The sequence below is a fragment of the Acetivibrio ethanolgignens genome (genome assembly GCF_001461035.1).
Classification (GTDB): Bacteria; Bacillota; Clostridia; order Lachnospirales; family Lachnospiraceae; genus Velocimicrobium; species Velocimicrobium ethanolgignens.
Genome location: NZ_LNAM01000198.1, coordinates 1 through 13,254, shown reverse-complemented (window position 1 = coordinate 13,254; position 13,254 = coordinate 1). Strand labels below are relative to the sequence as shown.

General features: G+C 42.2%; 13 protein-coding genes. 9 read left to right on the top strand and 4 right to left on the bottom strand.

What is annotated here, in order from left to right; all coding sequences use genetic code 11:
• Positions 1 to 48: 48 nt before the first annotated feature.
• The gene (locus tag ASU35_RS15895) at positions 49 to 501 is read right to left on the bottom strand and encodes a hypothetical protein (RefSeq protein ID WP_058353964.1); all 453 of its coding nucleotides are present in this window, start codon (positions 499 to 501) and stop codon (positions 49 to 51) included.
• Positions 502 to 709: 208 nt separating this feature from the next.
• Here ASU35_RS15895 and ASU35_RS15890 point away from each other — a divergent pair, with 208 nt between their 5' ends.
• The 8 genes from ASU35_RS15890 to ASU35_RS15855 are packed head-to-tail and all read left to right on the top strand — an operon-like array spanning position 710 to position 7,394.
• On the top strand, positions 710 to 1,813 hold the full coding sequence (locus ASU35_RS15890; RefSeq protein WP_058353963.1) for a sulfurtransferase: 1,104 nt from the start codon (positions 710 to 712) through the stop codon (positions 1,811 to 1,813).
• Positions 1,814 to 1,870: 57 nt separating this feature from the next.
• A complete protein-coding gene (locus ASU35_RS15885) occupies positions 1,871 to 2,296 on the top strand; it encodes a hypothetical protein (protein ID WP_147525473.1) in 426 nt (141 codons plus the stop codon).
• Entirely contained in the window at positions 2,286 to 2,981 is a 696-nt protein-coding gene (locus ASU35_RS15880; protein WP_058353961.1) for a TVP38/TMEM64 family protein, read from the top strand. Before ASU35_RS15885 ends, ASU35_RS15880 begins: the two co-directional genes overlap by 11 nt.
• On the top strand, positions 2,965 to 3,918 hold the full coding sequence (locus tag ASU35_RS15875; RefSeq protein ID WP_058353960.1) for a heterodisulfide reductase-related iron-sulfur binding cluster: 954 nt from the start codon (positions 2,965 to 2,967) through the stop codon (positions 3,916 to 3,918). The genes ASU35_RS15880 and ASU35_RS15875 overlap by 17 nt, the downstream gene beginning before the upstream one ends.
• A 12-nt stretch (positions 3,919 to 3,930) precedes the next feature.
• Entirely contained in the window at positions 3,931 to 5,259 is a 1,329-nt protein-coding gene (locus tag ASU35_RS15870) for a TIGR04283 family arsenosugar biosynthesis glycosyltransferase (RefSeq protein ID WP_058353959.1), read from the top strand.
• A 17-nt stretch (positions 5,260 to 5,276) separates the two neighbouring features.
• Positions 5,277 to 6,278, top strand: a complete 1,002-nt coding sequence (locus tag ASU35_RS15865; RefSeq protein WP_058353958.1) for an aminoglycoside phosphotransferase family protein — start codon at positions 5,277 to 5,279, stop codon at positions 6,276 to 6,278.
• A complete protein-coding gene (locus tag ASU35_RS15860) occupies positions 6,268 to 6,972 on the top strand; it encodes a TVP38/TMEM64 family protein (protein WP_058353957.1) in 705 nt (234 codons plus the stop codon). Before ASU35_RS15865 ends, ASU35_RS15860 begins: the two co-directional genes overlap by 11 nt.
• Positions 6,969 to 7,394 carry a C-GCAxxG-C-C family protein gene (locus tag ASU35_RS15855; protein ID WP_058353956.1) on the top strand — a complete coding sequence of 142 codons (426 nt, stop codon included), beginning with the start codon at positions 6,969 to 6,971 and terminating at the stop codon, positions 7,392 to 7,394. Before ASU35_RS15860 ends, ASU35_RS15855 begins: the two co-directional genes overlap by 4 nt.
• A gap of 52 nt (positions 7,395 to 7,446) precedes the next feature.
• Here the strand turns inward: ASU35_RS15855 and ASU35_RS15850 are convergent, their stop codons facing one another.
• From ASU35_RS15850 to ASU35_RS15840, 3 genes are read right to left on the bottom strand one after another with little or no spacing between them, the layout of a single operon-like run.
• On the bottom strand, positions 7,447 to 8,274 hold the full coding sequence (locus ASU35_RS15850) for a hypothetical protein (RefSeq protein ID WP_058353955.1): 828 nt from the start codon (positions 8,272 to 8,274) through the stop codon (positions 7,447 to 7,449).
• Complete coding sequence (locus ASU35_RS15845) at positions 8,268 to 8,966, bottom strand: ABC transporter ATP-binding protein (RefSeq protein WP_058353954.1); 699 nt, start codon at positions 8,964 to 8,966, stop codon at positions 8,268 to 8,270. Before ASU35_RS15845 ends, ASU35_RS15850 begins: the two co-directional genes overlap by 7 nt.
• A gap of 30 nt (positions 8,967 to 8,996) precedes the next feature.
• Positions 8,997 to 9,359 carry a GntR family transcriptional regulator gene (locus ASU35_RS15840; protein ID WP_058353953.1) on the bottom strand — a complete coding sequence of 121 codons (363 nt, stop codon included), beginning with the start codon at positions 9,357 to 9,359 and terminating at the stop codon, positions 8,997 to 8,999.
• A gap of 219 nt (positions 9,360 to 9,578) precedes the next feature.
• On the opposite strand from ASU35_RS15840, the gene nifJ reads away from it, so the two are divergent.
• On the top strand, positions 9,579 to 13,109 hold the full coding sequence (nifJ, locus tag ASU35_RS15835; protein ID WP_058353952.1) for a pyruvate:ferredoxin (flavodoxin) oxidoreductase: 3,531 nt from the start codon (positions 9,579 to 9,581) through the stop codon (positions 13,107 to 13,109).
• The last annotated feature ends 145 nt before the right edge of the window (positions 13,110 to 13,254 follow it).

Sequence of the window (13,254 nt, the reverse complement as noted above, 5' to 3'; positions counted from 1 at the left end):
TTTGGCTACCTTAACCCACCGTCTAAAGCCAGTGGGATTGCGGTAGCCTTATTTCAAAAGAGGATGATTTATGATAGAATGATTTCCATTTTGATCAAATACATTTGCTTGTAGCTGGGTATCCATCCTGATTCTAGGCAGGGGTGAGATACCTCCATCCCTAAAAGTGATTAATTCACCATCCTGAGTATATGACGCGGCATCCCTTACGCTGCCATAAAAATCGACAAAATCCCCCTTTTGAAATTCATGATGGAATAGACCAGGCTTTAGTTCAACATTAAGTATTTTCTTGCTCCCAGTATGAGTTTTTTCATACGTATCAAGATAGATGTTTCCTGCCAATACCTCTTTTACTTTTAGACCTTCATATACCTCTGCATTTTTTACCCAATTCATAAATGGCCAGGCCTCACTTTTAATCGTTCCCGGGCTTTCTGCCTTTGCCTTTACTGAAATCGTCATTACAACACAAAGAAAAATAAAAATTTTTTTCAACATATGATTAACCTCCAGACTTAATTATATCCAAATAATGGAATTTGTGTTTAGGATTGATGTAAAATCCATGCTTGAAACGTATGGATTTTTGACCCTGGTATCATATAGATAAAAACTATAAATTAGTATAAAACATAGATATTATTAATTTGGATTTTTATCTGGAAAATGATACACTAGGATAGATATTATAAGGAGGAGATAGAATATGAAAAAAAGAGTATTAGGTATGCTGCTGTGTATTACGATGGCAGCCTCGCTGACTGTTGGCTGTGGAGCTAAGAAGGAGAAGGCTGTGGAAGGAGTCAGGGAAGAAATGGCAGGAGAGACTGCTGTTGAGACTGCTTCTATGGATCAGAGAAGAGTATATGTAACAGCTGACTGGGTCAAGAGTGTAATGGATGGTAACCAGCCGGAATCAGAGAATTATGTAATCCTGGAGGTATCCTATGGAGCTACGGCTGCCGATAGCCCATCGTATAAGGAGGGACATATTCCAGGTGCTATCCATGCAAGCATTATGGAGGTGGAGGATGCTACCGGGGATGAAGCAGGTGCTTATAATTTATTAGCAGTTGAAGAGATCAGAGACAATGCACTTTCCCATGGTATCACAAGGGATACAACGGTTATCCTGTATGCTGGTGATGGAGATGCTGCTGGCGTGGCAAGGCAGGCATATGCCTATCTCTATCTTGGAGTTGAAAATGTGAAAATATTAAATGGTAGTCTTGCAGCATGGAATGCGGCAGGATATGAGCTTGAGACAGAGGAAAACAAAGGGACTCCGGCAGATGATTTTGGGGTAGCGGTTCCGGTGCATCCAGAATACTGGTTATCGATTGAGGATGCCAAAAATCGTCTGGAAAAGGAAGAAAACTTTAAGCTTGTGAGCATCCGTACAAAGGAAGAGTGGCTGGGTGAAACAAGTGGGTATAATTATATGGACAAGGCAGGAGAGCCAAAGGGTGCTGTATGGGGAAAAGGCTGTGACACGGCATTTGATGTGAATGGGTTCTGTAAGGAGGATGGAACCGTAAAAGAATTAGATGAGCTTCTGGCATCAGAGTGGGAAGAGGTTGACTTTACCCTGGATCAGCAGCTGGCCTTTTATTGTGGAACAGGCTGGAGGGCAGCTGTCCCATTCCTTATCCTGTATCAGGAGGGATATGATAACATTTCTCTATATGATGGTGGTTGGTATCAGTGGATTATGAAGGAGGATTATCCGGTTCAGGTTGGTGACCCGTCCGGTGATTCCTGTGAATATATGACAGTTCGGGAATTGCCAGAGGATAAGGCGGCAAAATAATTGAAATTAAGGATAAGTGCGGTAGCTTGCTACTGCACTTATTTTGAAGGGATGTATATGAAAAAAATTTTATATTTGATGGTTACCCTATTGGAGCTTCTGCTTCTTGTGGGGAGCTATGCTGTTAACTACTTTACAGTGAAAAAGCTGGGGATGGTTCGCTGGGTGAATGCAAGAGGCTTAAGCTGGGAGAAAAGCTATCCGATTCCGGTAATAAAAGGGGCTGTGCTTATCCTGATGATTGCCTTTACCATCCTTGTACTTTATTTATTTATGAAGCAGAGAAAAGCTTTAAGGAGGATTACCTATCCTATGATAGGGGGAATGCTTGCATTGGATATACTTAGTATAGGATATATTCTTTTTTCTTCCTTTCGGCAGATGAGATCCTATTATCTGATTAGCATCCTGTTTGCGGCAACAGCTTTTCTTCAGCTATTCAAAGCTTTTATTGGAATATTGGTGTGTCGAAATGAAAAATAAAAAACTTGGGATTTTTGCCGGAGCTGTGATATTGGTTTTGATACTAAATCATAGCTTTGGCTGGTCTTCGTATATTGGAGATATGGATAATCTTAAAAGGCTGGAAGGAATCGTGCAGGATAACCTGCTTCTTGCCCTGGTAATATACATCGGATTTACGATTGCAGGATGTGTTGTGCTTGCACTGCCAGGAGTAACCTTTGCAATTGCTGCGGGACTATTGTTTGGGCCGCTGCTTGGGACGGTATGCTGTTCTATGGCAACAACAATAGGGGCGATGCTGGCTTTTGCCGCAGGAAGATTCTTTCTGAAAGATAGCGTTAAACCAGTGGTAATAAAAAACAGATATCTGAAAAGGTGGCTGTTTGATGAATCTGAGAAAAATGAGGTGTTCGTTCTTATGCTTACCAGACTCGTTCCACTGTTCCCTTATAATCTTCAAAATTTCGCCTATGGGATTACAGATATTAAATTCAGCACATATTCGATTTGTTCTTTGATTTTTATGCTGCCGGGGACAGCAATGTATACAGTTGGTGCTGCCGGACTGACAGACAGGGAAAATCGATTGCTTTATATAGGGATCGCAGCTTTTCTTGCAGTCATAGTAACAGGATTAGGAGTATTTCTGAAAAAACGATATATGCAAAAGGAGCAGATAACGGAGGATGGAAGAAAAGGATAAAAATGAATTACAGTGTGTGCATTGCCATATTTGCAGAAAGCACTGTCCCTTTTTAACTAAATATCAGATGGATATCGGTGATATACAAAAGCTAAATAAGCTGGCATATCATTGCTTTCTATGCGGAAAGTGCAGCGAGGTTTGTCCGGAAAACATTGATGGGAGAGAGCTTATTCTTAATATGAGAAGAAAGCAGATGGGAAAAAACTATGGCATGCTTCTTTGGGAAAAAAAGAATTATCTATTTAGAAATTATCGGCATGCCCTGTCGGGAGCTGTTCTGTTTACAGGCTGTAATTTTCCGTCCTTTTATCCCAAGACAACAAAGATACTGACACAGCTGCTAAAGGAAAGGGCAGGCATTGGTGTTGTATATGACTGCTGCGGTAAACCTGTATCAGACCTTGGAATGGAAAGGCAGGAAAAGATAATTATTAATCAGCTAGAAAATCGCTTAAAGAAAGAGAATATTTCAGAGCTTATTATGCTGTGTCCCAATTGTTACGTATATCTGAAGGATAAATTGAAGGTCCGGATAGTCAGTATATATGAGAAGCTTAAGGAATTGGGCATCGAAAGAAAAATGGCAGGTGAAGGATATATCTTTCCACCTTGTCCTGATAGAGAAAAACAGGAATGGCTTATGCAGATAGAACCCTTTTTTGAAAATAAATGTGAGCTGGTTACAGATGTGAACTGCTGTGGTCTGGGAGGCTGTGCAGGAATAAAAGAGCCAGAGCTTGCCAAAGGCTTCACGGATAAGCTGGGTGACAGAAGGTGTGAGAAGATATATGTTTATTGTGGCTCCTGTGCAGGTAAGCTCGCAAAAGGTGGATGTGAAAATATACAGCATGTGCTGCCAGTGATACTGGGAACAGGTGAACTGCCAGATATTAAAAAATCTATGGTAAACAGAATAAAAACGAAATTTATATAGGATGTGTAGCTTATGAAGCGGGCAATTATTATTTTTACCAGAGTGCCAATACCGGGACAGACAAAGACAAGAATGATGCCCTATCTGACACCAGGGCAATGTGCGAGATTGCACCGTTGTTTTTTGATTGATATAGGAAGGGAATGCAAAAAATGTGCCTCAGAATTATTTGTGGCATATACACCGAAGGATAAAAAAGAGGTGCTAAGGTCGTTGTTAGGAGAGGCAAAGTATTTTTCTCAGCAGGGACTAGGGCTTGGTGACAGAATGCTCCATGCAATACAATATGTTCTGGGAAAAGGCTTTGATAGCTGTGTGCTTGTTGGTGCAGATGTGCCGGAATTAACAAGCAAATGTTTGGAAGAGGCATTTTCTGTTTTGGAGAAAAAGGAGGTTGTGTTTGGAAAAACGGTAGATGGAGGTTATTATCTGGTAGGAATGAAGCGACCTGTGAAAGAGGTCTTTTCCATTGCTTCCTATGGGCATTCCAGGGTTTTGGAGCAAGCTGTGATTGAACTGGAGAAAAAAGGAATAACATCAGGTTATACAAGGACACTTTGGGATATGGATGATCGATCTGACCTGAGAGGGTACCGTGATCGGATGAGGAGGGATAAGAGGCTTCAGCAAAGTACCACAGGAAAATATCTGATGCGTACAAGTAAAATATCTATTATTGTGCCAATTTATAATGAAGAAAAGACGATTGAAAGGCTGCAGAATCAGCTTTGGCCGCTTAGGGGCAGGTGCGAGATATTGTTTGTGGATGGTGGGAGTACAGACCGTACTCTTGAAAGGCTTTCATCAGAATTTCGTGTGCTTCATTCTGAAAAAGGAAGAGCAAATCAGATGAACCTGGGAGCAAAGGAAAGCACAGGAGATATTTTGTTTTTCCTGCATTGTGACAGTGAGCTTCCTGACAGAATACTGGAACAAATCAGGTATGTTATGAAAGATTACCGGGTGGGCTGCTTTGGGATTGCATTTCATTCAAAGAACTTTTTTATGTTTACCTGTCGTGTGCTTTCTAATCACCGGGTCAAAGACAGAAGGGTGATGTTTGGGGATCAGGGGATATTTGTAGACAGAGAGCTGTTCTTTGAGGTAGGGATGTTCCCGGCACTTCCTATTATGGAGGATTATCAATTCTCACTTACGCTGAAGGAAAGAGGAGAAAGACCGGGAATTGCCAAAAAGCGGATTTACACTTCGGACAGGCGCTTTCCGGAAGGGACTATGTCCAAATTGAGAGTTATGTGGAAGATGAACCGTCTTCGGAAAATGTACCGTGATGGAGTAGATATAGAGAAAATATCATGTATGTACCATGATATAAGATAGATAAGGTGGAAAGGCAGATGGAAAGAATCAAAGGGTTGAAAGAATATATCACTTATCCCAAATACCGGAAGGCACTGGGGCTACCGGAAGAAGTGACGGAAAGTTATACATTTCTGGCACAGGGAGAGTATAACATAAATTATCTCTTTGTACATCCGGTTACCGGGCAGAAGCTGTTGCTACGGGTGAATTGCGGTAGCCAGCTGCATCTGGATAATCAGATAGAATATGAATACCACGCGTTGGAATTGCTATATGCTTCGGGGAGAGTTCCCAGGGCTTACTATGTGGATGGAAGCCGGGAAAGGCTGAATCATGGCATCCTTGTAATGGAATATCTCCCGGGGGAAAAACTGGATTATCGGAAGGATTGGAAGCTGGCAGCTCATTGTCTGGCAGATATTCACAGTGTTAAAATAAACCATGCAGGACTTATTTGTCAGGAGAACCCGCTTCGTGCGATTTTAGAAGAGTGTGAGGAGATGGTAAAGGTCTATATGGATTCTCCTCTTGGAAATAATACAACGAAGAGAAAAATTCGCCGGATGCTAGATAAGGGCTGGGATGAATGGAAGAAAATACCGTTGGGAGATGTTTATTGTTGCTGTATTAATACAGAACTTAATTCCACGAATTTTCTTATTAATGGAGAGGAAAAGAAGAATTATCTGATTGACTGGGAAAAGCCTCTCTATGGTGACCCGGCACAGGATTTGGGGCATTTTCTTGCACCTACGACTACCTTCTGGAAAACCGATGTGATTTTGAGGAAAAATGAGGCAGAAACATTTCTGGAAGAGTATATAAGAGCAGTTGACGGCAGATTTCCGACAAAAGGGTTAAAGGAAAGGGTCTATGCCTATATACCGATTACCTGCCTAAGAGGTATTACCTGGTGTGCTATGGCGTGGGTACAGTACCAGCAACCGGATAAATTGATTTTTAATGAATCCACATTCCGGAGGCTGGAGGTGTATCTGTCCGATGAATTTTTGGAGGCACTTGCATATGGAAAATAAGAAGAAAAAGAAAACAGGGAAGCTTTTATTGCTTGTGACGGTATTGCTTGCTATGGCAGCATATTTTTTTCTGCCGGCTGTGAGACAGTTAATCCGGGATATTTTGCAAATGTTTGCCAGTGGTGATTTTATCATTGTTCGGAGATTCGTAGAGTCTTATGGTCCATATGCAGCGGTGATATCCTTTTTGCTGATGATTCTGCAGTCGATTGTGGCACCGCTTCCGGCATTTCTTCTTACCTTTGCGAATGCAAGCCTGTTTGGCTGGTGGAAGGGAGCAATTCTTTCCTGGTCCAGTGCTATGGCAGGGGCGGCAGCCTGTTTTTGGATTGCCAGGATATTAGGACGTGATGCTGTGGAGAAGCTGACGAGCAGGAGTGGATTGAAGCAAATCGATGAGTTCTTTGATAGGTATGGAAGACAGAGTGTGTTGATTATGCGGCTTTTACCCTTCATATCCTTTGATATTGTAAGCTATGCTGCCGGACTTACCGCCATGTCATTTGGCAGCTTTCTAATTGCGACAGGAATAGGGCAGCTTCCGGCAACGATTGTATATTCTTATGTCGGGGGCATGCTGACTGGCGGGGCAAGACTATTTATAACTGCACTGCTGGTGCTTTTTGCTATTTCAGCATTAGCTGTGTTACTTAGACAGATTTACAGGAAGAGAAATCAGGAGGAAATATCATGAAGCCAGAGGTAATAGCAGAAAAATTTTCAAAGGGCTTTGATTGTTCACAGGTTGTATTGGAGTATTTTGCTAAGGAGCTGAATATTTCATCTGAACTTGCTAATAAAGTATCTGCCTGCTTTGGAGGAGGTATGGCAAAGGGGAAGACGTGCGGAGCAGTTGTTGGAGCTCTTATGGTCATAGGACTTAAATATGGGCAATATGAGGAAGAGCATATGGAGCAGAAGGATATCATGAGTGCAAAAAGGGCAGAGTTTTTTGAGAAATTGGCACAGAAATATCCCTCGGATTTATGTGCAGATTTATTGGGGCACGATATATCTAAACCGGGAGAGCTTGAAAGAGTATTAGAGGAAGGCTTGCTTTTCAGCTTTTGCCCTGTTCTTGTGTCGGATGTAATTGAAATTTTAATAGGAATATAAAATGGTGTCCTATACAGCTTGGCATAGATAAGCTGTATAGGACGTTGCTTTACTATTCTAAATTCAGTTTTTTCTTAAATACATAGCTTGTAGTGAAATAAAATATTATAGCAAGGATTGCTGTATAAACAAGGGCAATCGGCATCAGATAGTGTGAAAAAAGTGCAGGTACGGAATCAACAGCGTCTACGCTATCCATAAATTTGTTTATAAATGGCAGCATTAGCAGAGATGATATAAACTGAAGGGCTGCGTTAAGCAGGAAGTAGGCACCGAAGGCACCTAATATTTTGTGCTTTGTAATCAGCTGGCCTAAGGAAATGGAAGAATAAATCATAAAAATATTGGAAAGGCTTCCCAGGATAAAGGCCAACAGGATTTCAACGAACAGCAGCCATACATCTGCATTGGCTCCGTAATACTGGAAGAAGGTGGAAATGAGTTTAAGAATTTCGCTCATAAATTCCCTCCATCCAGGAGTTCCGATAATTAAAAGGATGATAGCCAGGAAGATAACAATACCGCTGGCAATCGTCCAGAGAATGGCAGCGATTGCTTTTGACCAGATTAATTGGGAGGTCTTTACCGGTAATGTATGCATAAGGTAGCCTTCATTGGTAATCAGGTTTTTATAAAAGCGATAGATTATCAAAAGTCCGGAGGCTACGGCAATGGCAATCAATGCCACTACAAAAGCCATGGTAATGATAAAAAACAGTATATTGGTAATGCGGTCAAAGGCCGGATTCAGTTCAATATTGCTGTCAATATATTCAATGGCAAACCGCTCAATCGGAGCCAGTAGAAGTGCCAGGATATAAATTGGAAGAAACCAGCGGCTGGTAGCCTTTAATTCATATTTAATTAATTTTCCTAACATTTGAACACCTCCCGGAATAATGCGTCTACAGACTTACCCTCGTTCATACGGATGTCGTCAACAGAGGAAGCCAGACGGATGTGACCATTCTGGATAAAGATAACCTCATCCAGTACACTTTCAATGTCTGCGATTAAATGAGTCGAAATCAGAACAGAAGAATTTTCTTCGTAATTACTGATAATCGTATTTAAAATATAATCTCTGGCAGCAGGGTCTACACCGCCAATTGGCTCATCCAGCACATAAAGGTCAGCTCTGCGGCTCATGGTAAGAATCAACTGTACCTTTTCTTTTGTACCCTTAGAGAGGGTCTTAAGCTTAAGCTGCGGATTAATCTGCAGATGCTCCAGCATTTCATAGGCACGAACCTTGTCAAAATTATCATAAAAATCAGAGAAAAACTGAACCAGGTCGCGAACCTTCATATAATCATTCAAGTAATCCTTATCCGGAAGATAGGCGACGACAGCCTTGGTTTCCGGTCCCGGACGCAGTCCGTTAATAAAGATTTCTCCTTCTGTAGGAGTTAACAGTCCATTAATCAGCTTGATTAATGTGGTTTTACCGCTTCCGTTTGGCCCTAACAGTCCAATGATTTTTCCTCTTTCCAGAGTTAAATCAATATTCTGCAGGGCAGGGAAGCTGCCATAACGCTTTGTAAGAGATTTACATTCTAATAATGCACTCATAAAAATCCCCTTTCAATGTAATTTTTGTGCTTAGTTTTCCAGGTGCTTTAGCAAAAATTCTCTGATTTCTTCCTTTGTAAAGCCGAGCTTTTCCATCTGTTCCAGGAAGAGTGTCAGCTGCTCCTGGGCAAGGTCAAATTTTAAAGCTTCAATCATAGATATATCCTCCGTAATAAAACGTCCACTGGTACGGTTTGCATAGAGAAGGCCATCCCGCTCCAGCTCACTTAATGCCTTTTGCATCGTATTCGGGTTTACCGAGGCCTCTGCGGCAAGCTCCCGAACGGCCGGAAGCTTGCTTCCCGGCAGATAAGCACCGGAAATAATTCTAAGCTTTAGCTGTTCCATCAGCTGAAGGTAGATGGGACGGTCATTTTTTAACTCCCAGGTCATAAATTCACCTCCAAAATTGTATTATTGAATTATTGTATTAAGTTTGTAATACAAATATACAATAAAAATTTTTCTTTGTCAAGAAGAAATTTCATAAAATTTTTTCTTGTTTTTTTACAGGGCTTTTGCCTTTACAATTATATAGGAAAGTGTTAAAATTAATACGATAGCTTTGTTTTGCAAAGTAATATCGTTTTTATAAAAGGAGGACAAGTTACAATGGCAAGAAAAATGAAAACTATGGATGGTAATACAGCTGCCGCTCACGTTTCCTATGCGTTTACAGATGTAGCAGCTATCTATCCTATCACGCCATCTTCCCCAATGGCAGACTATACTGACATGTGGGCTACCCAGGGAAGAAAGAACATCTTCGGACATGAGGTTATGCTTTCCGAGATGCAGTCTGAGGCTGGTGCAGCAGGTGCTGTTCACGGTTCTCTGGAAGCAGGTGCTTTAACAACAACCTATACTGCTTCCCAGGGCTTATTATTAATGATTCCTAATATGTATAAAATTGCAGGAGAATTACTGCCGGGCGTTATCCATGTAACAGCTCGTGCAATTGCATCTCATGCGTTATCTATTTTTGGTGACCATTCTGATGTATATGCATGCCGTCAGACTGGTTTTGCAATGCTTTGCTCCAGCAATGTTCAGGAGGTTATGGACTTAGGTGCTGTTGCTCACTTAACAGCAATCGATGGACGTGTACCTTTCTTACATTTCTTTGATGGCTTCCGTACTTCTCATGAGATTCAGAAGATTGAAATCTGGGATTATGAGGATCTGAAGGATATGTGTAATATGGAGGCTGTTGAGGCATTCCGTGCAAGAGCACTGAACCCAGAGCATCCAGTTACCCGTGGTACTGCACAGAACCCTGATATCTTCTTCCAGGCAAGAGAAGCAAGCAATCCATACTATGAGGCAATTCCAGAACTGACACAGCAGTACATGGATAAGGTAAATGCAAAGATTGGAACCAGCTACAAGTTATTTAATTACTACGGAGCTAAAGATGCAGAGCGTGTTATCGTAGCTATGGGTTCTGTATGTGATACTATTGATGAGACGATTGATTACTTAATGGCAGCCGGAGAAAAGGTTGGTGTTGTTAAGGTTCGTTTATACAGACCATTCAGTGCTAAGCACTTAATCGAGGCAATTCCTGATACTGTTAAGACCATCAGCGTTCTTGACAGAACAAAGGAGCCAGGTGCCCTTGGCGAGCCTTTATATCTGGATGTTGTAGCTGCATTAAAGGGCTCCAAGTTCCATGATATTCCTGTATTATCCGGACGTTACGGCTTGGGCTCCAAGGATACTACTCCTGCAGACGTAATTGCTGTTTACAGAAATGACGAGAAGGCTAAATTTACTCTTGGTATTACAGATGATGTTACGAATCTGTCTCTGCCTAGAGTTGAAAATCCGAATACTACACCAGAGAGCACAATTTCCTGCAAGTTCTGGGGACTTGGTGCAGATGGTACTGTAGGTGCGAACAAGAACTCTATCAAGATTATCGGTGACCATACCGATATGTATGCACAGGCATACTTTGATTATGATTCCAAGAAGTCCGGCGGTGTTACCATTTCTCACTTACGTTTTGGTAAAGACCCAATCAAGGCTACTTACTTAATTAACAAGGCTAACTTTGTTGCCTGCCACATGCCTGCATATATCAGAAAATACAACATGGTTCAGGATTTGAAGGACGGCGGTACTTTCCTGTTAAATACCAGCTGGACTCCAGAAGAGCTAGAGACTTATCTGCCTGGACAGGTTAAGGCTTATATTGCTAAGCACAACATCAAGTTCTATACCATCGATGGCTTCAAAATTGGTAAGGAAATCGGACTTGGTGGACGTATCAATACTATCCTTCAGTCTGCATTCTTCAAGCTGGCTAACATCATTCCAGCTGACGATGCAATTCAGTACATGAAGGATGCAGCTACTGCTTCTTACTCCAAGAAGGGTGATGACGTGGTTAAGATGAACCATGATGCTATCGAAGCAGGTGCTAAGAATATTGTCGAGATTCAGGTGCCTGCAAGCTGGGCTGATGCTGAGGCTGAGGATCTGACCGTTAAGGTTACAGAGGGAAGAGAGGACGTTGTTGAATATGTAAACAGCATCCAGAATGCTATTAACTCCCAGACCGGTAATGACCTGCCTGTATCTGCCTTCACAAAGTATGCTGATGGTACACTTCCTGCTGGTTCTGCAGCTTATGAGAAGCGTGGTATAGCTATTGATGTTCCAGAGTGGAATCCGGATACCTGTATCCAGTGTAACTTCTGTTCCTATGTATGTCCTCATGCGGCTATCCGTCCGGTAGCATTAAATGCCAAGATGCAGGCAAATGCTCCAGAAGGAAAGACTATGGATATGACTGGTATGCCAGGCTACAAGTTTGCTATGAGCGTTTCTGTACTTGACTGTACCGGATGTGGTTCCTGTGTAAATGTGTGTCCTGGAAAGAAGGGTGAGAAGGCTCTGTCTATGAAGCCTATTGAGACTCAGCTTGACAACCAGAAGATGTTTGACTTTGGTGCTGCTAATGAGACTCCAGCAGAAGTTACTGAGAAGTTCAAGGTATCTACTGTTAAGGGAAGTCAGTTCAGCCAGCCACTCTTAGAGTTCTCTGGAGCTTGTGCAGGCTGTGGTGAGACACCATATGCTAAGCTGATGACTCAGCTGTTTGGTGATAGAATGTATATCGCAAATGCAACCGGATGTTCTTCCATCTGGGGTGGTTCTTCACCAGCATCTCCATATACAGTAAATAAAGAGGGCAAGGGACCTGCTTGGGCTAACTCCTTATTCGAGGATAATGCTGAGTATGGTTTCGGTATGCAGCTAGCACAGAAGGCTCTGAGAAAGCGTATCACAGATGCAGCGGAAAATCTTGCAGCTACTACAGAAAAGGATTCTGTAAAGGCAGCATTAGAGAAATATCTGGCAACCAAGAACTCCAGTACAGAGAATGGTCCTGCAACCAAGGCTATGATCGCTGAATTAGAGGCTTGTGGCTGCGACAACGCAGACAAGGATTATATCTTAAAGAATAAAGATTTTGCAGCTAAGAAGTCCCAGTGGATTCTTGGTGGTGACGGATGGGCATACGACATCGGCTTCGGTGGTGTTGACCATGTATTAGCAAGCGGACAGGATGTAAACATTCTGGTATTTGATACTGAAGTTTACTCCAATACAGGTGGACAGTCCTCCAAGGCTACTCCTACCGGTGCGATTGCACAGTTCGCTGCAGCTGGTAAGGAGGTTAAGAAGAAAGACCTGGCAGCTATCGCTATGAGCTATGGCTATGTATATGTAGCACAGATTGCACAGGGTGCTGATTACAATCAGTGTGTAAAGGCATTCGTAGAGGCTGAGAGCTATCCGGGACCATCCCTTATCATTGCTTACGCTCCATGTATCAACCATGGTATCAAGGGCGGCATGAAGGGTGCTCAGACAGAAGAGAAGCGTGCAGTTGAGTCTGGTTACTGGCACTTATTCCGTTTTGACCCACGTCTTGCAGAGGAGGGTAAGAACCCATTCCAGCTAGACTCCAAGGAGCCTACTGCTGATTACCAGGAGTTCCTTCAGAGCGAGGTTCGTTACAACAGACTTTCCCGTTCTAATCCAGAAAGAGCTAAGAAGCTCTTTGATAAGGCTGAAAAGGATGCAAAGGCTAAGTACGAAGCACTGGCTAAGAAGGCTGGAAGAGAATAATAGAAATAAAACAAAAAGCGGACAGGTAATAATGCCTGTCCGCTTTACTTTTGCGAGGCATTATGGTATATTCTCAAGTTTTGAAGCCGTATATCATTCAAATAGTGTTCTTTGTATCTGTTTTTATACTCATCGTCTGTGTAGA

Coding starts and splice junctions, on each gene's coding strand:
- ASU35_RS15895 (WP_058353964.1), bottom strand. CDS start 501: ATGTTGAAAAAAATTTTTATTTTTCTTTGTGTTGTAATGACGATTTCA.
- ASU35_RS15890 (WP_058353963.1), top strand. CDS start 710: ATGAAAAAAAGAGTATTAGGTATGCTGCTGTGTATTACGATGGCAGCC.
- ASU35_RS15885 (WP_147525473.1), top strand. CDS start 1,871: ATGAAAAAAATTTTATATTTGATGGTTACCCTATTGGAGCTTCTGCTT.
- ASU35_RS15880 (WP_058353961.1), top strand. CDS start 2,286: ATGAAAAATAAAAAACTTGGGATTTTTGCCGGAGCTGTGATATTGGTT.
- ASU35_RS15875 (WP_058353960.1), top strand. CDS start 2,965: ATGGAAGAAAAGGATAAAAATGAATTACAGTGTGTGCATTGCCATATT.
- ASU35_RS15870 (WP_058353959.1), top strand. CDS start 3,931: ATGAAGCGGGCAATTATTATTTTTACCAGAGTGCCAATACCGGGACAG.
- ASU35_RS15865 (WP_058353958.1), top strand. CDS start 5,277: ATGGAAAGAATCAAAGGGTTGAAAGAATATATCACTTATCCCAAATAC.
- ASU35_RS15860 (WP_058353957.1), top strand. CDS start 6,268: ATGGAAAATAAGAAGAAAAAGAAAACAGGGAAGCTTTTATTGCTTGTG.
- ASU35_RS15855 (WP_058353956.1), top strand. CDS start 6,969: ATGAAGCCAGAGGTAATAGCAGAAAAATTTTCAAAGGGCTTTGATTGT.
- ASU35_RS15850 (WP_058353955.1), bottom strand. CDS start 8,274: ATGTTAGGAAAATTAATTAAATATGAATTAAAGGCTACCAGCCGCTGG.
- ASU35_RS15845 (WP_058353954.1), bottom strand. CDS start 8,966: ATGAGTGCATTATTAGAATGTAAATCTCTTACAAAGCGTTATGGCAGC.
- ASU35_RS15840 (WP_058353953.1), bottom strand. CDS start 9,359: ATGACCTGGGAGTTAAAAAATGACCGTCCCATCTACCTTCAGCTGATG.
- nifJ (WP_058353952.1), top strand. CDS start 9,579: ATGGCAAGAAAAATGAAAACTATGGATGGTAATACAGCTGCCGCTCAC.